Raw genomic sequence first — 23,490 nt, forward strand, 5'->3', positions numbered from 1 at the left:
GGGAAGCGGGCTGAGCTGAAAGGAGCGTTCCGCAAGAGGGACTGGCACCTGACGGAGCCAGTCCCTTCTGCAGTCGCCAGTTAATGGCGGAAGATAGCCTGCCAACCGGCAAAAAGAAGAGGCGGCCGGATTTAATCCGGCCGCCTCTTTTCATGTCACGAGGGCGCTTGGTCTGTGGGGACGGCTAGCGCGCTTTCTTCTCCAGCTCCTGGTCGAGGTTCTTCAGCTGCTCGAGGCGCTGGTTCAGTTCCGTTATCTCCCGGCTCAGCGCCTGGTTGCTCCCCTTGAGCGCCTTGTTCTGGCGCCGCTGCTCTTCGAGGGCATTGACCTGCTCGCTGACCGGCGCCGCCAGCGCGGTCCACTGGCTGCCCGGGTACTCCTTTTTCAACCGCTTCAAAAGGTGCTGCGCCTGCGCCGACCCAGGTTTCGCCTTCAGCGTCAATAGCGCCAGACGGAAGAGCGCTTCGTCGGTCACCCCGGCTACGGCGGGGCCGTTGCAGATGCCGTCCAGCACGTGCATGGCGCCGTGGGTGTCCCCGCCTTTCAGCATCGTTTCCGCCTGGGTTAGCTGTCTCGACCCGCTGTAGCGGTCCATGAAGCTCCCCTCCCCCGTGCCCGTGCCCGTGGTGGCGCACCCGGCGCAGAGAAGGGCTGCCAGGTAGATGATGAGGGTTGCGATCCTCATGCGGCACCCCCCCGGGGGGCGCCGATCATGTACTTGCTCCCCGGCTTCCCCTTGGCGCTGTCCTTGACCTTGGCCGCGGCCCTTGCGATGTCGACTGCGGAGGAGTACTGGTCCCTGCCGCAGATAATGACGGCAATGGAAATGGTGATCACGGGAAAGAAGCGCTGCACGCCGTAACGGTCGCACCCCTCGATCCCCCCCACGCTCAGGTCTTCTGGAGCATAGTGCTTGACCACCTCGGCGTTGAAGCTTTCGATGACCGCCTCGCAGACCACGGAAACGCGGGCGGCCGGGATGACCATGACGAAGTCGTCGCCTCCCACGTGCCCGACGAAACCGTCGCTGCCGCCATAGGCCTTCACGGCGGCCTGGATCAGGTCTCCCGTCACGCGGAGCAGTTCGCTCCCCTTGGCATAGCCGTAATGGTCGCCGTAGGGCTTGAAGTTGTCCAGGTCGGCATAACAGAAGGCGAAGGTGCCGCCGCTTTGCAGGCGGTCCTCCAGTACCCGCTCGATGGCGAAGTTGCCGGGAAGCCGGGTCAGCGGGCTCGCGTCCAGGCTCATCTGCTCCAGTACCTTGAGCCGCGCCGCCATCTTGGTGAAGTCACGGGCCAGTTCGCTGATCTCGTCGCCGGAGGGGACGTTGGGGTTGTAGTCGAAATCTCCCGCGGCGATGCGGTGGGTGGCGCTTTGCAGCTCGCGGATGGCGCCGAAGGTGCGGTAGGTGACGAAGGGGGCCACGCCGATGGCGAGCAGGAAACCGGTGCAGGAGATGGCCACCGTCCACCAGATGGTCTGTTTCTGCTGTTCGTCAGCGCGGTTGAGCACGAGCTTCAGCATGTCCTTGCGCTTCAGGTAGGAGGCGTCCACGGCGTTGAGCAGCTTGAGCGCCGAGGAGCGCATCGGGCCGGTGCTGCCGGTCTTGCCGGCGAAGAGATCTTCCGCGGCCTTCTGGTAGGCGAGGTACAGCCCGTTCAACTGCTTCAGGTCCGCGGTCGGCTTCCCCTTGCCGAGCAGGTCGAGGCTGGCCAGGGCCTCCGCCTGGCGCTGGTGAAACAGGTCGATGAAGGCCGGGTCCCTGAGGATGGCGTACTTGCCGGCGAAGCTCTCCTGGCTCAAGAGCGAGGTGCGCAACTCGATCAGCGCGCTGATGACGGGGAGCTCATTGTTGGCGATGCTGCGGGTGATGTTGGTGCTGCGGTAGATATTGTAGGACGAGAAGACGAGCGCGGCGGCCGTGAAAAGGGCCATTGCAGCGTAACCCGCGCTTATCTTCTGTATCAGGGTGAGCCCCGACAGGCTGGCCCTGGAAGACCTTTTTGTCTCGATGGCTTCAGGCATGAGGTAGATATTAGGGGACTGTGTAAGCAAAGTCAACGTGGTTGGCTCCGCTTCATCATGACACGCCGCATTGAAATAGGACCCTGGTCGCTGCTTCCTGCAGGTTCTCGCCCTGGAGCAGCACGATGCTGTGGGCATACTTGTGATACAACTCGAAACGGTTCCGGTACAGTTCCTCCAGGCCCCCTGCGCCCATGCCGACGATGCCGCGCGGCGCCGCCCGTGCGATGCGGCCGTGCAGCCTCGGCAGCGGCACGTCGAGAAAAACGACGGTGGAGATGGCAGCCAGGTGCTGCATGGCTGCATCCGAGTAGACCACGCTGCCGCCGGTTGAGATGACCACGGGGCCTTCCTCCGGCAGGGCCAGCACCGTTTCCTCCTCGATGCGCGCGAATTCCTCCGTCCCCACTTCGTCCACCACCGCCTGAAGTTTCTTGCCGAAGCGCTTCTCGATACAGTGGTCGGTGTCGATAAAGCGCCACCCCAGGCGGGTGGCAATGACCCTTCCTATGGCGCTCTTGCCCGACCCGGGCATCCCTATCAGCGTCAACCTGTTCATTTTCCTTCCTTTCGCGTACCCGCCTGCAGTGCGACTACAACATGTTACCAGTTCAGAGGCGTCGTGGAACATGACACCATTAAATTTGTAGAAAAGTTTTTGAGGTTAGATATATTTAATCGTCGTGAAAAATCCCGCGTGCTTGGCCCTGTTGAGCTGCGGGCTGACGCACCGCAACAGGCACCTGTACCTGCCAGAAGGGCACCTCGTTTGGCGAACGGGCACCGGCACAGAACCGCCGGCCGATCCGTTCGGAGGACCAAATGGAATGGCAACCATGGGACCATAACAGTGGCAGCGGCATTCAACTCCATCAGGGCCGGGGCAGGCCGCCGCCGGGAGACCACCTGCTGTGAACGACCGTGCTACCCCTCCAAGAGAGTGCGGACATGTATTAAAAGGAGATACCCCTATGAAAACGTTAGCGAAGGTCGCAGTCGTGGCAGGATGCGCCGCCCTGGCGTGGACTGCAGGCTCAGGTGTCAGCCAGGCGGCAACGGCGCAGGCCAACACGAGCGCCACGGTCGTCCTGCCCGTCACCATCAGCAAGGCCACAGACCTCAACTTCGGCAGGTTCATGTCGGGCGCCTCAGGCGGCACGGTGGTGGTCAGCACCGGCAACGCCCAGTCGGTCACCGGCGGCGTAACCACGACCGGGGTGCTGGGGAGCACCGCCGCTGCCGCCGAATTCACCATCGCCGGTGAGGCGGCCAGCACCTACGCAGTCACCTTCCCGGCCCAGACCAACCTGGTCAACGGCGGTAACAGCATGACCATCGGCAGCTTCACGACCGCCATCACCTCCGGCGGCTCCCTCGGGACCTTTGCCGGCGGTGACGAGACCCTCGCGGTGGGCGCCACCCTGACCGTGGGCGCCAACCAGGCCTCCGGCACCTACAGCGGCACCATCGATGTGGCGGTCAACTACAACTAGTGCTTTCGAGCCAGTCTGCGGCAAGGGGGGCGGTTCTCCGCCCCCCTTGTCCTATTCCGGGGGCGTGGAGGCACAGGGAGCGTGTCATGCGCGCACAGGGGTTGCTTGTGAGGCTCGGCGCGGTCTTTCTCGCACTGCGGGTGATGGCCCCAGGGGAGGTCTTCGCCGCACCGACCACCGTGACCAAGAACCAGGACTTCAATTTCGGCAAAGTAGCGGGAGGTGCGGGCCGGGCCGGCACGGTCACCATCACTTCGGCCGGGAGCCGGACCTATTCCGGCAGCGTGCTGCCGCTGGGAACGGTCTTCTCCCCCGCACGCTTCACCATCACGGGAACCGTCGGGAAAACGTACACCATCACCCTGCCGACCGAGTTCATCATCAATGCCGGAGCTGACCAGATGAGGGTGACGTCGGTCACCTCCTCGATAGCACTCACCGGGGTCATTCCGGCTGGCGGCGTGGTGACCTTTTCCGTCGGGGGGACCTTGAACGTGGGCGCCATCCAGCGCAACGCCCTCTACAGCAGCAACATGAACATCACCGTGAAATGAGGAGGGGACGTGAAGCTACTGCTGATCAAATCGATGGTTATGCTGGTGACCGCCGCGCAGATCATCCTGGGGACCCCCACCGTGACCGTGGTGGCGGCCGATCTCATGGTGTACCCGACGCGGGTGGTCATGACCGACCGGCAGCGGACCGCACAGGTGGACATCATCAACTCCGGAGCCGCGCAGGCCACCTACAAGATCGCCATGGTGCGGCGGCGGATGACCGAGACGGGCGACTTCCAGGAAGTAACGACTCCCGAGAAGGGAGAGAAGTTCGCCGACGACGTGGTCAAGTTTTCCCCGCGCCAGGTGACCCTGCTGCCGGGCGGCGGCCAGACCATCCGTATCATGTTCAAGATCCCTCCCGAGCTGGAAACCGGTGAATACCGGTCCCACCTGCTTTTCACCCGTGCCGCCCCTGCCATCGCCAACCTGGCGGAGAAAGAGGAAGACGAGCCCGGCGTCATCAGGATGAACATCGTCGCCAGCGTCGGCATCTCCATTCCCATCATCGCCCGCCACGGCCAGTTGCAGGCGGGTGCGACCATAGACCCCGCATCGGTCACGCTCAGGCAGCCCGGGGAAAAACAGCAGGTGCTCTCCTTCACCATGCACCGGATCGGCACCAGGTCGATCTACGGCGACGTGGCAGCCTACCGTGGCCAGGAGAAGGTCGCGGAGGGAAAGGGCTTTGCCATCTACACTCCCAACACGGTGCGCAAGGTGGCCATTGTCGTGCCGGAAAAATCGCGTCTCAGAAGCGGCGACACCGTACGCCTGGTCTTCACCGAGCGTGACGAGAAGAAGCCCCTGGCCGAGACTGCCGTCGCCCTCCCCTAGCACATGGCCCCCCGCGCAGGCGCCCATAGCCGGCGGCTCTCTGCCTGTGGGGCCCTTGTGCTGCTGGCCCATCTCCTCATCTCAACTGCGCTGTGTCGTGCCGCATCCGCTGAACCGGGAGTGGAGCCCCTGCCGGACCAGGAGCTGGTGGTCGCACTGGAACTGGACAAGGAAACGCTGACCGATAGCTTCCTGCTCATGGAAAGAAAAGGGGAGATCTACATCCCGGTCTGCTCACTCGCCGAAGCCCTCTCCCTGGCGATCAGCTGCGACAGGGACAGGGCCTTCGGGTTCGCCGTGAACCAGGCGCGCCCCTTCGTCATCGACCTCGGTGAAGGCTTCACCGTTCATGGCAGGGAATCCTTCTCCATCAATGGCATGGCCTTCGTGCAGAAGGGGGAGATCCTGGTCAATTCCGGGGCGCTGTCGAGGTGGCTGCCGGTGGATTTCCACCTGCGCCGGGAAAGCTCCACGCTGGAGCTCAGGGCGCGCGAGCCGCTGCCGCTGCAGGCGGCCAAAAAGCGCCGTGCCTTCGTGACGCCCAAGGTGACGGACCAGGCCGCGCAGTATCCCGATGCGACGACCCCCAGGCGTGCGGCGGCTGTGCCGACGGCTGATCTTGCCCTGGAATATTCCCTGTCGTCGGACGGGCACAAGGGTAATCGCAGCAGGATGCTGAACACGATGAACCTCTCCGGCGACCTCCTCTACATGACCGGGGAGGCCCATGTCCTCACCGACAACGAGGATCTCAGGCGGCTGGACCTGACCCTGTCCCGGCGCAACGCAGCCGGCTACCGCATGGGGCCTCTGTGGTTCAACCAGGTGGCCCTGGGCTCCAACCAGGCGCCGTACGTGGACGGAGTGGGGGCGTCGACGAGGCCCTTGTACGGTCTCTACCTCTCCAACCGCCCCCTGCTGGGCGGGGGCCAATTCCTCAGCCACGACATACACGGCCAACTCTCGCCGGGCTGGGACGCCGAGCTCTTTCACAACGGCGCACAGATCCGCTACCAGCCCCCCACCGCGGCAGGGATGTACCATTTCGTCAACCTGCGTGTCTATTACGGCATCAACAGCTTCAAGGTGGTGCTGCATGGACCGTTCGGGGAGAGGCAGGAGTCGGAAGAGGTCTTCGTGTCCGATGCCATCACTCCGAGAGGTGAGCTGCTGTACACGCTCTCGGCGGGATGGCAGACGGGGCTTACCCAGCACGCGGCCCAGGATGACGGGACCGGGGAGTCCAACCTCACCTTCACCTCGGACTTCGGCCTGACCAGGAACCTGACCGGATCCTTCCTGGTGGTAAGGCATACCGAGCGGCGCGGGTCGGCGCGGGAGTACCTGGGAGCCGGGGTGCGCACCGCCCTGCGCTCCACGCTGCTCTCCCTGGAGCTGATCCAGATGCTGGCGCCTGCAAAGGACCTGGAAGGACAACTGGTCAGCGTCAGGTCCAGCAGCCGCAACCTGCTGGGATTGAACCTGGAACTGGTGCAGCGCTTTTTCCACAACTACTACTCGCCGCAGTTCTACCACCGTGAAGATCCCCTGCGCACCCTGACCACGGTAAAGGGGAACTCCTCCTTCACCTTGCTGGACGACATCCGCGTCCCGTACTCGGTCGAGGTCGGCTTCGGCACCCGGAAGTCGGGGCAGACGGAAACGACGTCGCAGTGGCGCGTGTCCGGCGGCTGGAACGGTTGGAACACGACGCTGCAGGCCGACCTGTCCCGGCTGCAGGGGAAAAGCTACGCCACGGGCTTGGTCCAGGTCAGCACCAGGCTGAGCGATGTCAGCGTGAGGGGGGAGGCGGGCTACTCCTTCCTGCCGGTGGCCATGGCATCGAGCGTCAACGTCAGTGCGGACCTCGAGGTGGCCCCGGGGCTGCAGCTGAACTCGGCGCTGTCCCACGCACCGGCGGAAGGGTTGACCGGGCTGAGACTCGGGGTGTCGAAGCGGTTGGGGCAGGTGGGCTATTCCCTTGCCGCACGCGGCAGCACCGATGGCGCCTACGGTTTCGACGTCGGCGTGCGCTCTTCGGTCGCCGCCGTTCCCACCGGCCGGGTGCTGGCTTCGGCAGAACCGCTGGCGCCTTACGGCATGATCGCGGTTTCCGCCACGGTGGCCGAGCCCGACGGCAGAAGGACGGCGCTGCCACGGGTCGATTTTCTCTTGAACGGCAGCCGGGTCAGGGCCATCCCGGACGGAGCCGGCGCCCAGGTCATCGCTTTCCTGCAGCCGGATGTCCCGGTCGATGTGACGGTGGACATGACTTCCATCGAGGACCCTTTCATGGTGCCGGCGGAGCCGGGGTGCCGCATCGTGCCCAGGGCCGGGGTGGTCGACAGGTGCGCGTTCACGCTGACCACCGGCGGCGAAATCGACGGGACGGTCACGGTGCAGCTGGCGCGGGGGGGGGCGGTGCCCATGAAGGGAGTGCGGGTGGAGCTGGTGGGGGACGGGGAGCAGCAGGGGCGGCCGCAGACGACGCTGTCGGAGGAGAGCGGATACTACCTTTTCAAGACGGTGAGGCCGGGCAGGTATCGGGTCCGCATACCGGTCGACGAGGTGCAGCGGCTGAAGGCGAACGCGTTGCCCCCGCGCGGCGTGACGGTGCCGCCGGGAGGGGACATGATCTCAGGCATCGACTTCATGCTGGCGCCTGCCGATGCGGCTCCGGGAAAGTTGATCGGAGGGGCGGCGCCGGTGCTGGACCAGGAGTAGGGGCGGGATTAATTCCTGGCGGGGAGCAGGGTGGCCTGCAGCAGGTCCTGCAGCGCCTTGTCCGAGCCTGACTCGCGGTTCACCATCGCCTTGCGCTCGCGGCGGGAGATCAGGATGGCCAGGTGCTCGGCGGCTTCGGCGACCCCGCCGGCGATGGAGGCGGAGAGCTGGCAGAGGATCTGGACCGGCAGGCCGTTCTGGTAACCCTGCACCAGCTTGGCGATCTCCTCGTGGCGCTGCTCGTAGCTCCAGGTCTGGTACACTTCGTCGCCGATGTTGTTCAACTTCCCCTGTATGCCGGCAAGCTTGTTCAGCATCTTGCTTCTCCTGTAACGCCGCGGGTGCGCCCGGCGTGATTAATTTTTGTGCTCGTGGCTGAAGATGTGGTCCCTGCAGTAGCCGTACTGGCCGTTGCATTTCGGGCAGTAGCGGAAGTCCATGTCGGGATGGGTCTTCTCGGTGATGCCGCAGGTGGTGCACTTGTGGACCAGTTCCTTCTCGCGGAACTGAAGTCCCCCCACCTTCTTGGTGATCTGCCGCTTGCCGTGGCGCAGGTTGAGGTAGATGTCGTTGGCGAAGAAGATGAGGTAGTTGGCGATGGCCGCCAGGACCATGATCCGCGAGGGCCAGCCGCCGACGACGATCTGGTAGCCGTAGCCGAGCCAGGTCAGCAGCGCCAGCCACTTGATGCGCACCGGGATCACGAAGAAGAGCAGGATCTGGAATTCCGGGAACAGGGTGGCGAAGGCGAGAAAGACCGAGCCGGCCAGGAACGCGTTGCTGACCGGGTAGGCCGGCACCAGGAACGAGGCCGCGAAGGTGATCAGGCAGCCGAGCACCAGGTAGGCGTTGTAGCGGAAGGCGCCCCAGTGTTCCTCGAGCGTCGATCCCAGCATGTAGAAGAAATACCAGGCGATCAGGGTGAAGATGAGACTGGACTGCGGCGGATCGAAGGGGATGGTGAAGATGCGCCACCATTCCCCCGACAGGAACAGGCCGGCGGAGAAGTAGGTCGCCATCCGGTCCAGCTTCCCCGTCATGTACATCAGGTAGAAGAACGACTGCCCCGCGATCAGGTAGATGGTGAGGTTGGGGATCGCGTAACGGCCGATCTTTCTTTCCAGGCGGTCAATAAATTTCATGCTGCTTGCCCCGATGCTTTTTGTCCCGTGCGCTGTTTGGTGGAGTCGCCGTCGGGTCATCCACGTCGTCGTTGGTGGGACGGGGAGCTTCGGCCGTCTGGACCAGCGCCGGCCCCTTGGCAGGTTCCGGATTCTTGGGGTACTTCTCCTTCATGATCTGGTCCCGCTCCTGCGGGGTGATGATCTTGAGGGTTGCCAGCTGCTCCAGGTCGGCGGGGCGGGCGTACTCCACACTGAAGGCGAAGTCTTCGCTGTCGTAATCGGTCCCGGGCTTGTAGGTGTTGCGCACCGTCTCCTGCAAGGGGGTCGGGTTCTTGGCCAGGTACAGGCGCCAGTCTTCGCGCTGCTGCGCGGTCATGGCGGTGAGCCAGACGTGGTGGGCCAGTTCATGCAGCAAGACCGAGCGCAGTTGCTGTTCGGTGTACTGCTGGAACATGTTGCGGTAAATGAGTCGGGTATCGGGGCGGTAGGCGCCCAGGTGGAATTTCACCTCGTCGGGCATCATCACCTCCTCGAACGAGGCGCCTGAAACGCGCAGGGTGGTACGGCCCGGATCGTAACGGTTGAAAAGCGCGGAGAGAAAAACGTCCTCTCTCGAGAGTTTCTTGACTGCGTCGCCCTGGCCCCAACTGATAGGAACGTAGGTAGTGGCGCAACCACTGAGCATGAGCGCCACAAGCACAAAGAACAGTTTTCTCGACAAGCCTTGCATTACAACTCCTTGCGATGGGACCGTCAAGGCCGGCCCGGCAGTAATCTATCATAATTAAAGACAGAAGCGCAACCACTAGCGTGGTTAATCAACCACTAAATTGCTCACATGAGGTGAATGATATTGATTATTCCTCTTCCCTAACCTAAAATGTGCCACTAAAAACCAAGGGAACCCATGACGCGCGTCCTCCTCATAGCAGACACCCAGCGGGTGCAACGCATCTTCCACTACATGTCGGAGCAGGGACTGCTGCAGCTGCAGACAGCGTCAACCCTCGCCCTCGGCGAATTCGAGCTCTCCGCCTTTTCCCCCGACATCACCTTTGTGCAAAGCCGCATCTCCGGGTTTTCGGGAGACATCCTGCTGCGCCACCTGGACAAGATGCTTCCCGCAGAAGGGCGGCTGGTGCTGCTGGCCGGGGACAGCGAGGATGCCGCCCAGGCCAGAAGACACGGCAGGGTCTCGCTCGACCTGGCCATGGACGACGCGCTGCTGGAACAGTCTGTCGCCGCGCTGCTGGCGGGGGAGCCGCTGCCCGCCGCACCGGTTGCCGAGGAGCCGCAGCCTGCCCGGCCCGCGCCGTCCAAAGTAAGGAAAGCCGCGGCTGCCCCGGCGGCGCAGGATGAGGTCCCGCAGCCAACCGCGGCGCCGGAAACGCTGGAAACGCCGGTACCGCTCGAGCAACCGGCACAGAGTGAACGACCGGCGCAGCCGGAGCCGCCGGCTGCCGAGGCCGCACCGGCCGTGTTCGTTGCATCTCAACCGCCGCCGCTGGAGCCGCCAGCGGGAGAGTATCCTCCCCTCAAGCCGGGCGGCAAGAGCGCCGTCTCGGCCTTCGAGGACGTCATGCAGCAGGCCGAGGCGCGCAACGTCGCCATGGACGCGGCACTCCCGGAGGTAGAAGACCGGGTGGAGGTCAGGACGGGAGCGCCCAGGAAGGAGCTCGTGGAGGAGACCTTGCCGGCTCCCCCAGCACTTGACGGGGCGGCCAAGGGCGGCGGCTACTATACCGGTGAGACGGTAGCCGAAGCGCTGCGTCGCGCCGAGCAGAAGAAAAGGCGCACCCCGTTGCTGTTCATCGTGCCGGTCCTGGTCCTTGTCGCAATCCCGCTGGTGTCATACCTGGCCGGCAGGAACTCCGCTCCGGACCAGGCCACCAAGCCGGCGGTGAAACCTGCGCCCGCACCTGCTGCTCCGGCTGCTCCGGCCGCTCCGGCTGCTCCGGCTGCTCCGGCTGCGTCCGCCCCGGCCATCCCGAAGCAGCCTGCGCCGGCCCCGCACGCCGCACCGGGCGCCACCCCGGCACCGTCCAAAGGGCTGCCGGCCGCTGCCGCGCCCGCGGCAAAGGCCCCCGCGGCACCGGCTCCTGCCGCGAAGCAGCAGACTCCTGCCGGCGTCAAGCCCGAGGTGCCGGCCAGGAACGCGAACCGGCGCGGCGTGGAAAGTCTCCCGGCCATGCTGGAAGGGACCAGGCCGGATCCCGAGTATGGCAAGAAGCATCCGGGCTGGGTCAGGTACCTCGGCATCCGCGCCGAGTACAAGCTGTTTCAGGAGAACAACGTCTACCGCGCCATCCAGGTCATTCCGGTGCCCGGCGGCACCATCTCCGACGACCTGTTGCAGCGGGTGCTGCGCCAGTTCGGCGGCGCGGACAGCTATCGCGTCGAGTCGACGTCCGCCAAAGGCGACTACCTCGTCGAGCAGTGCGCGACGCCGGGCGCGGCTGCCGTCACCATCTACCGCAACAAGACCAACAAAAAAGTGAAGGCCCTGGTGGTCTACTACCCCTGAAAAGAGGCACCCGATGATCCCTGCCGACAAGGCGAAACTGCTCCTGGCGCTGCTGCTGATCCCTGCCCGGCTCTACGCCGCTCCCCCGGAATTCCAGATCGACATCAAGGAACTGGACCGGCAAAAGCCGGCGGCGCCGAAATCCGCTCCGAAGAAGCCTGCCCCGACTGAGGCCGCTCACCCATCTAAGGCAAAGCAGCACAAGCAGGTCCCCAAGAAGAAGGAGCCGGAGGCGAAGGCGCAGCATGAGACGAAAAAGGAACATGCGGCGCCCAGCGGGGAGTACGTCCGCTACACCATCAAGCCCGGCGACCACATCTTCAAGATCCTGGTAGGGCACTTCGGCATGTCCAACGAGGCGGCCGAACGCCTGGTTCCGGAGATCGTCGAGCTCAACGACATCAAGAACATCAAGACCCTCGAGGTGGGGCGGACCCTGCTGATTCCGGCCGCGCCCCTGCATGGCGCCGGGGCGAAGCCGGCCAAAAAGGAGAAACCGCGGCCCCATTCGGAAGGCCCGTCCACCAAGGCGAAAGCAGCAGAGACACCGAAGGAGGCCAAACCGGCACCGGCGCAGGCACCCAGGGCGCCCGAGCCTGCCGCCGAGACTCCCCGGGCACCCGAACCCGCTGCTCCGGCGGTGACGGCGCCGAAAGCCGCCCCTGCCCCGGCACCCAAGGCCCCGGTCCCGGCAGCGCCGCAACCTGCTCCGGTGCCGGCCACCAAGCCTGCCCCGGCCCCGCAACCGCCCGCTGCCACCAAGGCCGAACCTGTCACCAAGGCGGCCGAACCTGTGCCGACCCCGGCCCCGAAGGCCGCACCTGTACCGGCGCCGAAGCCTGCGCCCGTTCCGGTGCCCGCGCCGCCTCATCAGCCTGCACCGGCACCGGCCCCGAAAGCCGCTGCTGCACCGGCCGCGCCTGCCGTCCCGCAGGCACCGACCTGGGTCTGCCCGGTCGGCCGACACGATGCCGCCAGCGTGGTTGACTCCGTGTTGAACGCGATCTCCGCCACCTGGAGTCGCAACAAGATCATCCAGTCCGCGGCAGGCGCAGCGACTCCTTTCAGCATCAGGGTCGACCGCTACTTCGAGTACAAGGGGAACCGCTATATTGTCAGCATCGGCGAGAACGACCCGTACAACTACACGCTGATCAGGATTCTGGAGACTGCCGGATACCGGGTGTTGATGTTGACCGGCAAAGAAGATTTCAAGACGGTTGCGGAGAGGTTGTTCAAGCTCGTGGGGGTCGCGCCGGATTTCGGGCCGCACGCGTTGCAGGAGGGGAAGCATGCGACCGGGTTCCTGGTCCAGCAGGACGACGCCGCCGGCAGGCGCGTCCTGATCACCGACACGGCGCCTCCAGCTGGGCACAAGTGGGTCATGCCTGCCGGGTGCGGCGCCAGGTAGGTCTGTCTAGGGGATGGGGATCGCGGTGTGCTCCCCATCCTCGGTGTAGTAACCGATGTTTTCCTGGGAAAGGGAGTTGCTCTGCGTGGTGTTCGCCGGCGGGAGCGCGCTCTTGGCGGTGGTTGCGGCGGGGGCGGTTTTCTGCTGCAGCACTTCCTTGGGAGTCGGTACGGTTCCCTTCACCTTCTCTTTGAACTCGTCGGCCCTGCCTTTCGCCGCCTCGTCCACCCAGCCATCCACCCTCTGACGCACCAGGGCCTCGAGGCTCTCCTTGATGGGGCGGTACTCCGCTTCCTGCCGCAACGGTTTCACCCGCTGCAACTGGTCGAACACCTTCTTGGAGTAACGGTCGCGCTTGTCCGGGGTCTGGCTGTTGTAGCAGCCGATCGCCTTCCAGGTGTAGCCATACTTCTCCATGCACATGGAAAGGATCCACGCCCCCGTCTTCACGCTGCTGCAGGGGTCGCCCAGGGAGTTCCAGCGCTGCTTGCCGATGGTGGGGGCCCAACTCGAGTTGATCTGCATCAGCCCGAAGTCGTAGGTGCCGTTGCTGTTGCGGTTGACGGCGGCGGGATTGAAGTTGGATTCGACCTTGGCGATGGCACGCAGGATCTGGGGGTTGATGCCGTATTCTTCGCCGGCTTCTTCGAAGCAGAACGCGGAGGCGTTGGTCGCCGTTGCGAGCATCAGGGCCGCGGCCGCGTAAAGCAGTCTGACTTTACCCATCACGGGTTCCTCATCAGGGGGTATGGGATCATCCGCCGCCGGGGTGAGGTTGGCGCGGGCGGATGCCGGCGGGCGGGTACGGCTGCCGGCCGGAGTGCAATTCCGGTACATAATACATTTTCCGATTCGCCATGTCATCTGCTAAAGTACCGTTGCCGTCCGGGGCGCCTGTGACTGTCGTCGCGCCTGCCGCCATTTATCCCGCAAAGGAGTAGCCGATGAGAATGAATCTGACCGAGCTGGAGATCAGGATCCTTGGGTGTCTGATGGAGAAGGAACTGACCACGCCGGAGTACTATCCCCTCACCCTGAACGCGCTGGCAGCGGCCTGCAACCAGAAATCGAACCGCGATCCGGTGCTGTCCCTTTCCGAGTCCGACCTGCAGCGCGGCCTGGAGGCGCTGGGGGCGCGCGGGCTGGCGCGGATGACCACGACCGGCGGGCGTGTTGCCAAGTACGTGCACTCGATGGGGGACAAGCTGGGGCTGGACGCTCCGGTTCGGGCGGTCCTCGCCGAACTGATGCTGCGCGGCCCGCAGACGGCAGCGGAGCTGCGCAGCCGCAGCGAGCGAATGACCCAGGTGGGCGACCTGGCCGCGGCGGAGGAGATCCTGCTCAAGCTGCAGCAGCACGGCCCTCCCCTGGTGGTGCGGCTGCCGCGGCAGGCCGGACGCAAGGAATCGCGCTACGCACAGGTCTTTGCCGGGATGCCGGAACTTCCGGAGGAGGGGCCGGAGCCGCCGGAAACAGCTCCGGCGCCGAGGACGCGGCCGGGGAACGAGCGGCTGGAGCACCTGGAACAGGAGGTTGGCACGCTGCGCCAGGAGATCGGGGCACTGCGCCGGGAGGTGGAGGAACTGCTGGCCGCCTTCTCGTAGGTGGTGATGGGTGGACTAAGGCAAATCCCCCCTGTCCCCCAAGGAGGGGACTGGCTCCGTCAGGTGCCTGTCCCCTTTGTGCTTCAGGAAGCTGGCTGGGCCGAAAGAAGCGTTCCGCTAGAGGGACAGGCACCTAACGGAGCCAGTCCCTTCTGCCAAAAAATAAGGCTCGACCATTCGGTCGAGCCTTATTCGTTTTCTCAAGGGCTACAGCGACCTGACTAGATCAGGCCGTGGGCGACCATGGCCTTGGCGACCTTGATGAAGCCGGCGATGTTGGCGCCGTTCACGTAGTTGCCGGGGGTGCCGTACTCGGCGGCGGTTTCGTAGCAGGTGTCATGGATGTTCTTCATGATCTGCGCCAGACGCTGCTCGGTGTACTCGAAGGTCCAGGCGTCGCGGCAGGCGTTCTGCTGCATCTCCAGCGCGGAGGTGGCGACACCGCCGGCATTGGCGGCCTTGCCCGGGCCGTAGGCGATGCCGGCCTCCAGGAACACCTTGACCCCTTCCGGCGTGGTCGGCATGTTTGCGCCTTCGCCGACGGCGATGCAGCCGTTTTTCACCAGGGTGGCGGCGTCCTTGCCGTTGATCTCGTTCTGGGTCGCCGAAGGCATGGCCACCTGGCACGGGATGTCCCAGATGTTGCCGTTGGCGATGTACTTGGCGTCCTTGTGGTACTTGGCGTAGTCCTCGATGCGGCGACGCTCGACTTCCTTCAACTGCTTGACCAGGTCGAGGTCGATCCCTTTCTCGTGGAAGATGACGCCGTTGGAATCGGAGCAGGTGATGCACTTGCCGCCCAGCTGGTGGATCTTCTCGATGGTGTAGATGGCCACGTTGCCGGAACCGGAGACGGAGCAGGTTTTGCCTTCGAAGGACTCGTTGCGCACCTTGAGCATGGCGTCGACGAAGAAGGTGGCGCCGTAGCCGGTGGCCTCGGTACGGACCAGGGAGCCGCCCCAGTCAAGCCCCTTGCCGGTCAGCACGCCCGGCTCGAAGCGGTTGGTGATGCGCTTGTACTGGCCGAACATGTAGCCGATCTCGCGTCCGCCGACCCCGATGTCGCCGGCAGGGACGTCGGTGTGCTCGCCCAGGTGGCGGTACAGTTCGGTGATGAAGCTCTGGCAGAAGCGCATGATCTCGTTGTCGGACTTGCCCTTGGGATCGAAATCGGAGCCGCCCTTGCCGCCGCCGATGGGGAGACCGGTCAGGGAGTTCTTGAAGATCTGCTCGAAGCCGAGGAACTTGATGATGCCGAGGTAGACCGAGGGGTGGAAACGCAGGCCGCCCTTGTAGGGGCCGAGCGCGCTGTTGAATTCGACGCGGAAGCCGCGGTTGATGTGCACGTTGCCGGCATCGTCCTGCCAGGGCACGCGGAAGATGATCTGGCGCTCCGGCTCGCAGATCCTCTCGATGATCTTGCGTTCCGCGAATTCCGGGTGCTTCACCAGCACCGGTCCCAGCGACTCCAGTACCTCGCGTACCGCCTGGTGGAACTCGACCTCGCCCGGGTTTCTCTTCAGTACTTCTTGAAAAATCGGCTCTACTTTCTCGTCAATCTGCGGCGACATACATCCTCCTTTGTGCATTGTAGGAGTGGATTTGACCACTCTTTCATCAGTCGCGCCGGGGTTGGGGGGGGCGGCGTGCTGAAATATGGTGCAACTGTATGCATGTCGTGAACCATTTTTAGGCAGTGGTGAGTAGAAAATGTGCAGACTTGGCAATGGTGCCGGATTTGTTGGCAAATGCGGGGGGTGTTGGCGGCGTCGTGGTGCCGATAAAATAGACAGAGGGCGGTGTTTGAACTACATTTTGTACTCTCTTTAATCTAAGGAACTACACAGGCGGGCGGGCATGGGGCGCAACAAAGGGACCACGGCGACGGATCGTGGTCCCTTCGCTGTTTGCAGTGGGACGTTAGTTGGTGAACATGAGCTTGCGCTCCAGGTCCATGGAGTGGGACAGGCGCTTGGCCTCCTCCATGGTGATCTGCTCCTGCTCGTGCAGTTGGATCAGGTGCTGGTCGAGGGTCTGCATCTGGTACTGGCTGCGGCCGTTCTCCATGTGCGCCTCGATCTCGTCCAGGCGCCCCTCGCGGATGCAGCTCTGGATGGTCGTGGTGGCGCGCATGATCTCCAGCACCGGGATGATGGTCTCGCCGGTCTTGTTCATCACCAGGCGGATGGAGACGGTGGCTACCAGGATGTCGGCCAGCCGCTGCCTGACGATCTCCTGCGCGTCGGGGGGGAAGTGCCCCACGATGCGGTTGATGGTGGAGACCGCCCCCTGGGTGTGCAGGGTGGACATCACCAGGTGCCCGGTCTCGGCTGCCATCAGGCAGGACTCGATGGTGTCGGTATCGCGCATCTCACCCACCATGATCAGGTCCGGGTCCATGCGCAGCGCGGCCTTGAGGGCGGAACTGAAGCTGTCGGTGTCAATGCCGACCTCGCGCTGGATGATGCAGCTCTTCTCGGACTTGAACAGGAACTCGATGGGGTCTTCGATGGTGATGCAGTTGTAGCTGAAGGTCTCGTTGATGTAGCGCAGCATCGAGGCGAGCGTGGTCGACTTGCCGTTGCCGGTCGGGCCGGTGACCAGGATCAAGCCGTTGGGGGCCTTCACGATCTCCCCCAGTACCGGCGGCAGGCGCAGTTCGTCGAAGGTGCCGATGTGGGACGGGATCACCCTCATGATGATGCCGAAGTGTCCGCGCTGCCGGAAGATGCTGACCCGGAAACGCGCGCCGCTGGGGAGGGAGAAGGAGGTGTCGAATTCCTTCTGGTCCGCTTCCCAGCGCCGGCCGTGGTGCTCCATGATCTGGGCGGCGATGAACTCGGTGTCCTCGGCGGTGAGGTTGGGGAGTTTGGAGCGGATGATCTGGCCTTTGCCGCGGAAGAAGGGAGGGTTGTCCACCTCGAAATGCACGTCGGAAACCTTCTTGTTGAAGGCTATTTCCAGAATCTGGACGAATATCTTGGAATCCATGGCGTCCCTCTCTTGCGGCAGATTGAAATGAATGACAGACGGGCCTTCTCTTCGGCGCGCCGGGCGACCGGCTTGAGCGGCTCCCTACTTCTGGGCGCAGCGCTTGCGGTACAGGATGTTGTCGATCACCAGGCCGGCGTGCTGGGACAGGATCTCCAAAAGCGGCAGCTGCGGGTTGGTCCCCGTCCCCGGTCCGAAGTCGGCGTAGATGATGGCGATGACGCGCCCGAAGCTCTTCACCGGCAGCAGCAGGGCCTTGCCGGTCAGGGGGGCGCCTATGGCGGCGTACATGGTGTCCCGCAGCGCCTGGTCGGCGTCGCCGTAGCAGATCTCGCCGTTGAGGGCGCGCTGGTACAGCGACTCCGGGGGTGCGCTCAGGCGCAGCTTCACGGAGGTGACCGTGTCGGCCGCGTCCACGCCGATGGCCCGCTCGGCGATCAGTTCCGAACGCACCACCACCAGGGTGACGCCGCGGCGGAAGACGGCGCAGGCCGCCTGCAGCAGCGCAAAGGTCACCTCGGGGGGGTCGCGCTGTTCGGCGAGGGCGAGGAGCTGGTTGCGGAACTGTCCCGACTGGTCCTGGGCCGGCTTGCCGTGGTCGCGGTCCAGGTAGGCGGCCAGCGCCCGGCAGCTGTCGATGGTGTCGGAGATGAAGGTGTCGGGGCGCTGCTCGCGGCAGGGGCGGGGCAGCAGGGCGGAGACCCCGTTTTCCTGGGCGGCGGCGCAGAGCGCGTAGTCGGCCGGGGTGGCCAACAGCGCGATGGTGAGCTCCGGGAAGCGCTCCCGCTTCTGCTTGATCAGCGCGGCGAGGTCGCGCCCGTTCCGGGCCCCGGGCTCTCCCGCATCCAGCAGCAGGACCGGGAACTTCTCCCGGGAGAGGGCCTGATCGATGATGGGATCGAGCTGGGCCGGGTCGTCGGTGGCGCAGATGAAGCGCGGGCCGCTGACCGCGGCGCAGCACTCCCGCATCAGCTTGGCTGAGGTCAAAAGGAGCACGCCGAGGTCGCTGCCGGATGCCGACGGGCGCCCGGTGAGCTGCTCCAGGTAGCGGAACAGTTCCTGCTGCTCGTTGGCCGCGATACCGGCGAGCTCCCCCTGCAACCGGGTCGCCGGGGTGTCGGGCACCTCCTCCTGAAGCGCGGAGAAAAAGGTCGGGATGTGCCGCTCCAGCTCCTCGATTTCCTCAAGCCCCAGGTCCGCGGCGGAGAGCTCGGCGCCGGAGGGCTGGGCCGGGGCGCGCTGGGCTTCGGGTGCGGCGATATTGCCGAAGATGGATTCGGGGGTGAGGGTGCCGTCGCGCTTGCGCTCGTCATAGATGCGCAGGGCGTCCATCAGGATGCTCTGCGTGTTCATGTTGATCTGCTCGGGGAAGTAGCGGTACTCGTCGGAGACCACGACCTTGTCCACCTCGAGGCAGAAGGTGCCCCGGCTCCAGGTCAGGACCTCGACGATGGTCATCTCGATCAGGGCTTCCAGCCCCTGGTAGGCCGCCTGGGTGGGGACCACGTTCTCCTCGATCAGCATCTGGATGATCGGTTTGCGGGCCTCCCCGGCATCGCGCTGCTGGAGCAGGGCCTGTTCCAGGGCCTCGCGGCTCAACAGGCCCATGTCGAGCATGACCTGGCCGATGCGGATCGAGTTGTTGACGTGGTTCGCGCTGACGATGAAGCCGTCCCGGAAGACGAGCTGGCTCTCCCCCTTGGCGCCTTTCAGCGTGAGGGTGCCGGTCTTGCCGGTCTGGTGCAGCAGCTGGATGACATCCACTAAGGGAAGGTGCTCTAAATCGCCTTCAAAGGACATGCCGGTACCCTTGTCTGCCTGGTGGTGGGTGAGGTGGAGCGGGTCAAGCGGAGCGATTCTAGCATGCGGCCGGGGCTAAGTAAACCGGAATTGCTGGGGAATTGCCGGGGCTGAACGGCGGGGGCTAGGCGGCCTCGAGTTCGCCGGTGTGGCTGAGCCAGGCGAGGGCCAGGGCGAGCAGGCCGGCGACCCCGCCCATGGTGAGGCTGCGGCTTACGTAGTGGGCGTTGCGCTGGGCGAGGAAGGCAATGAAATCGTCGCGTTGCGCGACCATCCGCTCCAGCAGCCGGCCGTCCTCGCGCACCGTCTTCAGCCCGCTGCGGCCGCCGCTGCGCAGGGTGGTGCTGTCCTCCACCGTCTGCATCAGCCTCCCCATCATGGCGAAGACGGCGCTGCCGCGGTTGCCGCCGCCGGCCAGTTCGCGCCGGTACACGGGGAGGGCCTCGTCGAAGAGGCTGGGGAGCCCGGCCAACGCCTCCTCGCGGATGCCTCCGCCCTGGAAACGGTTGCGCACGCGGTGGGCCGACCCCGGCTCCCCCTGTTCGAAGAACAGCTCGGCCAGTTCCGTGATGGAGCAGCGCAGGCTCGCCTCGTCGCGGCCGGGGGCGCAGGCGCTGGCGCAAAGGACCAGGCCGCCCAGGAAGATGTACCCCTTGTGGCAGCTGCTCCCCACCGTCCGCTGCACCGCGCGCTCCGCCGCGACCCCGATGCGCACCCGGGTCGCCAGGTCTTCACCGGAAAGCACCGCGTCGCAGAGGTCCATGAGGTACAGGGAGACGATCTTCAGCGACGTCTCCATGCGGGGCACGGAGAGCTCCGGGTGGGCGCCGCAGTCGCAGAGGTCCACGAGCCCCGGTTTCGGGGTCAGGTAGAGTTCCATGAAGGCGCCGCGCACGAGGTTGTGGGCAAGTCTGGGGAGGTAGCTGGTCATGTGTCGGGTCGGGCTCCGCGGTCCGCTCAGGGTAATGTCAAGGCATCATAGCATTTTTTGGCTGAGGAACAGAATGTGTATACATTATAAAGAGATAACGGCCTGGGGCAGGGGCGGCGGCGGTCCGCCGGAGAGGGTGACGGGGGTGGCGCGGGGCGGTCCCGGGGCGGGCAGGCGCCGGGCGGGGGTGAGCATAATAACCTTGAATTACTACTGCAATCTAGGATACTCTGCACACTTGGCGCCCGGCTCCGGGCGCGGCACAACCACGATGCACCCGCAGATTCCCGACCAGCTCTACCCTTGCCGCAGGGGTCCCAGGAGCTTCCCGCCTCCCCGACCATCGGCCTTCCGGGTACGCCAGGCCATGGTCCAGCGCACGCATCAAACCCGATTGGAGACCCTCTCGACATGGAAATCTACAAGGCGCAGCCGCGACAGCCGCAGCGCAGGTTGAAGAAAGCACCCACTCCCACCCTGAAGTACCTGCTCTGGGGCGGAGCCGGCGGGGCCACCATCATGCTGCTGGCCTTCCTGGGCTATTTCTTCTACCTTCTGGGGGCGCTCCCCAAGGTCGACCGTCTGGCTGACTACCGTCCCCCCATCCTTTCCCAGGTCTACGGCCAGGACGGCACGCTGGTGGGCGAGTTCTACCTGGAGCGGCGCACCGTGGTGCCGGTGGACAAGATGCCCAAGCGGCTGATCCAGGCCTTCGTCTCCGCCGAGGATTCCAACTTCTACCAGCACAAGGGGATCGACTACGTCGGCATCGCCCGTGCCGCGGTGAAGAACCTGATCTCGATGCGCAAGAAGGAAGGCGCTTCCACCATCACCCAGCAGGTGGCCAAGTCCATGCTGCTCACCCCGGAGAAGAAGTTTTCCCGCAAGCTCAAGGAAGCGATCCTCGCCAAGCGGATGGAGGAGCGGCTCACCAAGGACGAGATCCTCTACATCTACCTGAACCAGATCTACCTGGGCGCCGGCGCCTACGGCGTGCAGCTGGCGGCCGAGACCTACTTCGGCAAGGAAGTCGACAAGCTGAACCTGGCCGAGATGGCGATGCTGGCCGGGCTCCCCAAGGCGCCCAACAGCTACTCTCCCATCAAGCACCTGGAGCGGGCCAAGGAGCGCCAGGGGTACGTCCTGGAGCGGATGGTCAAGGAAGGGTACATCACCCAGGCGGAGGCGGACTACGCCAAGGCCACCCCCATCGTGATCCAGCCCCTCAAGAAGGTGAACGCGGAGCAGTCGGCCTACTTCCTGGAGCAGGTCCGGCAGCAGCTGGTCGAGAAGTACGGCGAGGAGCGCCTGTACAAGGACGGCCTGAAGATCTACACCACCATGAACGCCGAGATGCAGAGGGGGGCTTACGACTCCGTGGTCAACGGCCTGAAGGCGGTGGACAAGCGCCAGGGCTTCCGCGGCGCCGCCAAGTACCTCGCCGAGGCCGAGGTGGAGCCCTTCTGCAAGAAGGTCGAGGACGACATCGACGAGCTCTCCCTGAAGCAGGGGGCGGTCTACCAGGGTGTGGTGACCGGGGTCGACCCGGCCAAGCACGAACTGACGGTCCGGGTGGGCGACCGCACCGGCACGCTCCCCAAGAAGAACATGGAGTGGGCCGGCAAGGTGGAGCTCGTCAACAGCTACGGCAAGCCGCAGACCAGGCGCGCCATCGGCCTGGGCGCGGTGCTCGAGCTGCAGGTCAAGGAGCCGGACAAGAACCGCACCGGCGCCGTGTTCGCCCTGGACCAGGTCCCAGAGGCGCAGGCGGCCCTGATCGCCATCGACCCGATGACCGGCGGGGTGCGCGCCATGGTCGGCGGCTACGACTACAAGAAGAGCCAGTTCAACCGCGCCATGCAGGCCAAGAGGAACCCCGGCTCCGCCTTCAAGCCCATCATCTACGCGGCGGCGCTGGAGCACGGCATGACCACGGCCAGCATCATCGACGATACCCAGGTGGAGTACGAAAGCGGCGGCGACAAGGCCTGGAAGCCCAAGAACTACGACAACGTCTACCGCGGCCCGGTCACCATGCGCGAGGCCCTCACCAACTCCATCAACGTGGTCAGCGTCAAGATCCTGGAGCAGATCGGGGTGGGCACCGCCATCGACTACGCCAAGAAGCTGGGCATCACCTCGCCCCTGGCCAGCAACCTCACCCTGGCCCTGGGCTCGTCCAGCGTGACACCCATGGAGCTCACCAGCGCCTACTCGGTGTTCGCCTCCGGCGGCTACCGCACCACCCCCTACTTCGTCACCAAGGTCCTGGACCGCGACGGCAACGTGCTGGAAGAGGTGCCGGAGCCGAAAGTGCCGGTGTTCGGCCAGATGTCCAGCGCCCAGGCGCAGGGCGATGCGCCGGCGCAAGGCGAGGATGAGGAAGGGAAGGTACCGCCGGCCGTGCCGCAACCGGGGCAGCCGGTGATCACCGAGGCGACCGGCGGCGTGATCCCGGTCATCCCCCCCGAGACCGCCTTCATCATGACCAACCTGATGCAGAGCGTCGTCTCCAGCGGCACCGGCGGAAGGGCGCGCGCCCTCGGCCGCCCCGTAGCGGGCAAGACCGGCACCACCAACGACATGAAGGACGCCTGGTTCGTGGGCTACGTGCCGCAGCTGGTGGCGGGGGTCTGGGTCGGCTACGACCAGGAGCGCAGCCTCGGCGCCGGCGGTTCGGGCGGGCAGGCGGCGGCCCCGATCTGGACCGAGTTCATGCAGCGGGCCCTGGCCGGGCTCCCGGTGAAGTCGTTCCCGACCCCGGGCAACGTCACCTTCGCCCTGATCGACCCGCGCAACGGCCGTCTGGCCAAGGACGGCACGCCGGGAGCGGTGCAGGAGTGCTTCGTCTCGGGGACCGAGCCCACCTCCTACAGTTCGGAGCCTGCGGCGGATACCGTTTCCGCGCAGTAAGGTGCCGGTATAACTCGTGTTTTCGGCTTAAGCGGCGGCTGTTTCGCTGCGCCAAACCGGTTCCCGTAAACCCTTGCCAGGAGCGGATCGAGGCCTCAAAAAGGGGCTAGAACCGCTCCTGTCGCGGAGAAAATGGGCGCCGGATCAAAAAAACCCTTGCAAGTTACGAATATATGATTATAGTGGCGTTAATTTAATCCAGCCAAGGAGGGTCTCACATGACTAAAGCAGAACTGGTCGAAGCAGTGGCGAAGTCCGCAAACATCCCCAAGGCCGCAGCCGAGAAGGCCGTCGGTGCATTCATCTCCACCGTGAGCGGTGCGCTGAAGAAGGGCGACAGGGTAACCCTGGTAGGTTTCGGCAGCTTTGAAGTCGCCAGCCGTCAGGCCCGTACCGGCAGGAACCCGCAGACCGGCAAGGAGATCAAGATCGCCGAAGCCAAGGTGCCCAAGTTCCGCCCCGGCAAGGCCCTGAAGGACGCCATCGCTGCCAAGAAGAAGTAGTCTCGGACCAGCCAGCGACGTGCCCCTCCACGACTGTCGCTACGTCTCCGGCA

General features: G+C 64.9%; 20 protein-coding genes. 9 read left to right on the plus strand and 11 right to left on the minus strand.

Annotated elements, in window-relative coordinates:
• Nucleotides 1-184: 184 nt before the first annotated feature.
• The 3 genes from H7687_RS01910 to H7687_RS01920 all read right to left on the minus strand — a co-directional run bounded on the left by H7687_RS01910 (nt 185) and on the right by H7687_RS01920 (nt 2,584).
• On the minus strand, nt 185-685 hold the full coding sequence (locus H7687_RS01910; RefSeq protein ID WP_183344525.1) for a hypothetical protein: 501 nt from the start codon (nt 683-685) through the stop codon (nt 185-187).
• Nucleotides 682-1,935, minus strand: a complete 1,254-nt coding sequence (locus H7687_RS22060; protein ID WP_281376656.1) for a sensor domain-containing diguanylate cyclase — start codon at nt 1,933-1,935, stop codon at nt 682-684. The genes H7687_RS01910 and H7687_RS22060 overlap by 4 nt, the downstream gene beginning before the upstream one ends.
• Nucleotides 1,936-2,080: 145 nt before the next feature.
• Nucleotides 2,081-2,584 carry a shikimate kinase gene (locus H7687_RS01920; protein ID WP_183344527.1) on the minus strand — a complete coding sequence of 168 codons (504 nt, stop codon included), beginning with the start codon at nt 2,582-2,584 and terminating at the stop codon, nt 2,081-2,083.
• Between the two features lie 412 nt (nt 2,585-2,996).
• Between H7687_RS01920 and H7687_RS01925 the strand changes: the two genes are divergently transcribed.
• The 4 genes from H7687_RS01925 to H7687_RS01940 all read left to right on the plus strand — a co-directional run bounded on the left by H7687_RS01925 (nt 2,997) and on the right by H7687_RS01940 (nt 7,636).
• Entirely contained in the window at nt 2,997-3,518 is a 522-nt protein-coding gene (locus tag H7687_RS01925) for a DUF4402 domain-containing protein (RefSeq protein ID WP_183344529.1), read from the plus strand.
• Nucleotides 3,519-3,604: 86 nt separating this feature from the next.
• The gene (locus H7687_RS01930) at nt 3,605-4,072 is read left to right on the plus strand and encodes a DUF4402 domain-containing protein (RefSeq protein ID WP_183344531.1); all 468 of its coding nucleotides are present in this window, start codon (nt 3,605-3,607) and stop codon (nt 4,070-4,072) included.
• Nucleotides 4,073-4,081: 9 nt separating this feature from the next.
• Complete coding sequence (locus tag H7687_RS01935; RefSeq protein WP_183344533.1) at nt 4,082-4,912, plus strand: fimbrial biogenesis chaperone; 831 nt, start codon at nt 4,082-4,084, stop codon at nt 4,910-4,912.
• 57 nt (nt 4,913-4,969) lie between these two features.
• The gene (locus H7687_RS01940) at nt 4,970-7,636 is read left to right on the plus strand and encodes a carboxypeptidase-like regulatory domain-containing protein (RefSeq protein WP_183344535.1); all 2,667 of its coding nucleotides are present in this window, start codon (nt 4,970-4,972) and stop codon (nt 7,634-7,636) included.
• A gap of 8 nt (nt 7,637-7,644) precedes the next feature.
• Here H7687_RS01940 and H7687_RS01945 read toward each other — a convergent pair whose 3' ends face one another.
• The 3 genes from H7687_RS01945 to H7687_RS01955 are packed head-to-tail and all read right to left on the minus strand — an operon-like array spanning nt 7,645 to nt 9,490.
• Entirely contained in the window at nt 7,645-7,953 is a 309-nt protein-coding gene (locus H7687_RS01945; RefSeq protein ID WP_183344537.1) for a hypothetical protein, read from the minus strand.
• Between the two features lie 39 nt (nt 7,954-7,992).
• Nucleotides 7,993-8,778: a rhomboid family intramembrane serine protease gene (locus H7687_RS01950; protein WP_183344539.1), complete on the minus strand. Its 786-nt coding sequence runs from the start codon at nt 8,776-8,778 to the stop codon at nt 7,993-7,995.
• Nucleotides 8,765-9,490 carry a SprT family zinc-dependent metalloprotease gene (locus H7687_RS01955; RefSeq protein WP_183344541.1) on the minus strand — a complete coding sequence of 242 codons (726 nt, stop codon included), beginning with the start codon at nt 9,488-9,490 and terminating at the stop codon, nt 8,765-8,767. The genes H7687_RS01950 and H7687_RS01955 overlap by 14 nt, the downstream gene beginning before the upstream one ends.
• Before the next feature lie 177 nt (nt 9,491-9,667).
• Here H7687_RS01955 and H7687_RS01960 point away from each other — a divergent pair, with 177 nt between their 5' ends.
• Both H7687_RS01960 and H7687_RS01965 read left to right on the plus strand, forming a co-directional pair.
• On the plus strand, nt 9,668-11,284 hold the full coding sequence (locus tag H7687_RS01960; RefSeq protein WP_183344543.1) for a hypothetical protein: 1,617 nt from the start codon (nt 9,668-9,670) through the stop codon (nt 11,282-11,284).
• Between the two features lie 13 nt (nt 11,285-11,297).
• A complete protein-coding gene (locus tag H7687_RS01965) occupies nt 11,298-12,695 on the plus strand; it encodes a LysM peptidoglycan-binding domain-containing protein (protein WP_183344545.1) in 1,398 nt (465 codons plus the stop codon).
• A 6-nt stretch (nt 12,696-12,701) separates the two neighbouring features.
• Here the strand turns inward: H7687_RS01965 and H7687_RS01970 are convergent, their stop codons facing one another.
• Entirely contained in the window at nt 12,702-13,421 is a 720-nt protein-coding gene (locus H7687_RS01970; RefSeq protein WP_246404514.1) for a lytic transglycosylase domain-containing protein, read from the minus strand.
• Between the two features lie 218 nt (nt 13,422-13,639).
• Between H7687_RS01970 and H7687_RS01975 the strand changes: the two genes are divergently transcribed.
• Nucleotides 13,640-14,299, plus strand: a complete 660-nt coding sequence (locus H7687_RS01975) for a YceH family protein (RefSeq protein ID WP_183344548.1) — start codon at nt 13,640-13,642, stop codon at nt 14,297-14,299.
• Between the two features lie 221 nt (nt 14,300-14,520).
• On the opposite strand, the gene gdhA is transcribed toward H7687_RS01975, so the two are convergent.
• From gdhA to H7687_RS01995, 4 genes are all read right to left on the minus strand, one after another.
• On the minus strand, nt 14,521-15,870 hold the full coding sequence (gene gdhA / locus H7687_RS01980) for an NADP-specific glutamate dehydrogenase (RefSeq protein WP_183344550.1): 1,350 nt from the start codon (nt 15,868-15,870) through the stop codon (nt 14,521-14,523).
• A 349-nt stretch (nt 15,871-16,219) separates the two neighbouring features.
• Nucleotides 16,220-17,290 carry a type IV pilus twitching motility protein PilT gene (locus tag H7687_RS01985; protein WP_183344552.1) on the minus strand — a complete coding sequence of 357 codons (1,071 nt, stop codon included), beginning with the start codon at nt 17,288-17,290 and terminating at the stop codon, nt 16,220-16,222.
• An 84-nt stretch (nt 17,291-17,374) separates the two neighbouring features.
• Nucleotides 17,375-19,090 (minus strand): DUF4388 domain-containing protein, encoded by a 1,716-nt coding sequence (locus H7687_RS01990; protein ID WP_183344554.1) that lies wholly within the window; start codon nt 19,088-19,090, stop codon nt 17,375-17,377.
• Between the two features lie 124 nt (nt 19,091-19,214).
• Entirely contained in the window at nt 19,215-20,021 is an 807-nt protein-coding gene (locus tag H7687_RS01995) for a triphosphoribosyl-dephospho-CoA synthase (RefSeq protein WP_183344556.1), read from the minus strand.
• 411 nt (nt 20,022-20,432) lie between these two features.
• Here H7687_RS01995 and H7687_RS02000 point away from each other — a divergent pair, with 411 nt between their 5' ends.
• Together H7687_RS02000 and hbs are read left to right on the plus strand one after the other, a co-directional pair.
• Nucleotides 20,433-22,934, plus strand: a complete 2,502-nt coding sequence (locus H7687_RS02000) for a penicillin-binding protein 1A (RefSeq protein WP_183344558.1) — start codon at nt 20,433-20,435, stop codon at nt 22,932-22,934.
• Between the two features lie 218 nt (nt 22,935-23,152).
• Nucleotides 23,153-23,437, plus strand: a complete 285-nt coding sequence (gene hbs / locus H7687_RS02005; protein WP_015718556.1) for a non-specific DNA-binding protein Hbs — start codon at nt 23,153-23,155, stop codon at nt 23,435-23,437.
• Nucleotides 23,438-23,490: the final 53 nt, after the last annotated feature.

It is taken from the genome of Geomonas paludis (genome assembly GCF_014193585.1).
In the GTDB taxonomy this organism is placed as follows: domain Bacteria; phylum Desulfobacterota; class Desulfuromonadia; order Geobacterales; family Geobacteraceae; genus Geomonas; species Geomonas paludis.

Excerpts from the sequence above, each read along its gene's own strand:
- H7687_RS01910 (WP_183344525.1), bottom strand. The coding sequence starts at position 685 with ATGAGGATCGCAACCCTCATCATCTACCTGGCAGCCCTTCTCTGCGCC.
- H7687_RS22060 (WP_281376656.1), bottom strand. The coding sequence starts at position 1,935 with ATGGCCCTTTTCACGGCCGCCGCGCTCGTCTTCTCGTCCTACAATATC.
- H7687_RS01920 (WP_183344527.1), bottom strand. The coding sequence starts at position 2,584 with ATGAACAGGTTGACGCTGATAGGGATGCCCGGGTCGGGCAAGAGCGCC.
- H7687_RS01925 (WP_183344529.1), top strand. The coding sequence starts at position 2,997 with ATGAAAACGTTAGCGAAGGTCGCAGTCGTGGCAGGATGCGCCGCCCTG.
- H7687_RS01930 (WP_183344531.1), top strand. The coding sequence starts at position 3,605 with ATGCGCGCACAGGGGTTGCTTGTGAGGCTCGGCGCGGTCTTTCTCGCA.
- H7687_RS01945 (WP_183344537.1), bottom strand. The coding sequence starts at position 7,953 with ATGCTGAACAAGCTTGCCGGCATACAGGGGAAGTTGAACAACATCGGC.
- H7687_RS01950 (WP_183344539.1), bottom strand. The coding sequence starts at position 8,778 with ATGAAATTTATTGACCGCCTGGAAAGAAAGATCGGCCGTTACGCGATC.
- H7687_RS01955 (WP_183344541.1), bottom strand. The coding sequence starts at position 9,490 with ATGCAAGGCTTGTCGAGAAAACTGTTCTTTGTGCTTGTGGCGCTCATG.
- H7687_RS01960 (WP_183344543.1), top strand. The coding sequence starts at position 9,668 with ATGACGCGCGTCCTCCTCATAGCAGACACCCAGCGGGTGCAACGCATC.
- H7687_RS01965 (WP_183344545.1), top strand. The coding sequence starts at position 11,298 with ATGATCCCTGCCGACAAGGCGAAACTGCTCCTGGCGCTGCTGCTGATC.
- H7687_RS01970 (WP_246404514.1), bottom strand. The coding sequence starts at position 13,421 with ATGGGTAAAGTCAGACTGCTTTACGCGGCCGCGGCCCTGATGCTCGCA.
- H7687_RS01975 (WP_183344548.1), top strand. The coding sequence starts at position 13,640 with ATGAGAATGAATCTGACCGAGCTGGAGATCAGGATCCTTGGGTGTCTG.
- gdhA (WP_183344550.1), bottom strand. The coding sequence starts at position 15,870 with ATGTCGCCGCAGATTGACGAGAAAGTAGAGCCGATTTTTCAAGAAGTA.
- H7687_RS01985 (WP_183344552.1), bottom strand. The coding sequence starts at position 17,290 with ATGGATTCCAAGATATTCGTCCAGATTCTGGAAATAGCCTTCAACAAG.
- H7687_RS01990 (WP_183344554.1), bottom strand. The coding sequence starts at position 19,090 with ATGTCCTTTGAAGGCGATTTAGAGCACCTTCCCTTAGTGGATGTCATC.
- H7687_RS01995 (WP_183344556.1), bottom strand. The coding sequence starts at position 20,021 with ATGACCAGCTACCTCCCCAGACTTGCCCACAACCTCGTGCGCGGCGCC.
- H7687_RS02000 (WP_183344558.1), top strand. The coding sequence starts at position 20,433 with ATGGAAATCTACAAGGCGCAGCCGCGACAGCCGCAGCGCAGGTTGAAG.
- hbs (WP_015718556.1), top strand. The coding sequence starts at position 23,153 with ATGACTAAAGCAGAACTGGTCGAAGCAGTGGCGAAGTCCGCAAACATC.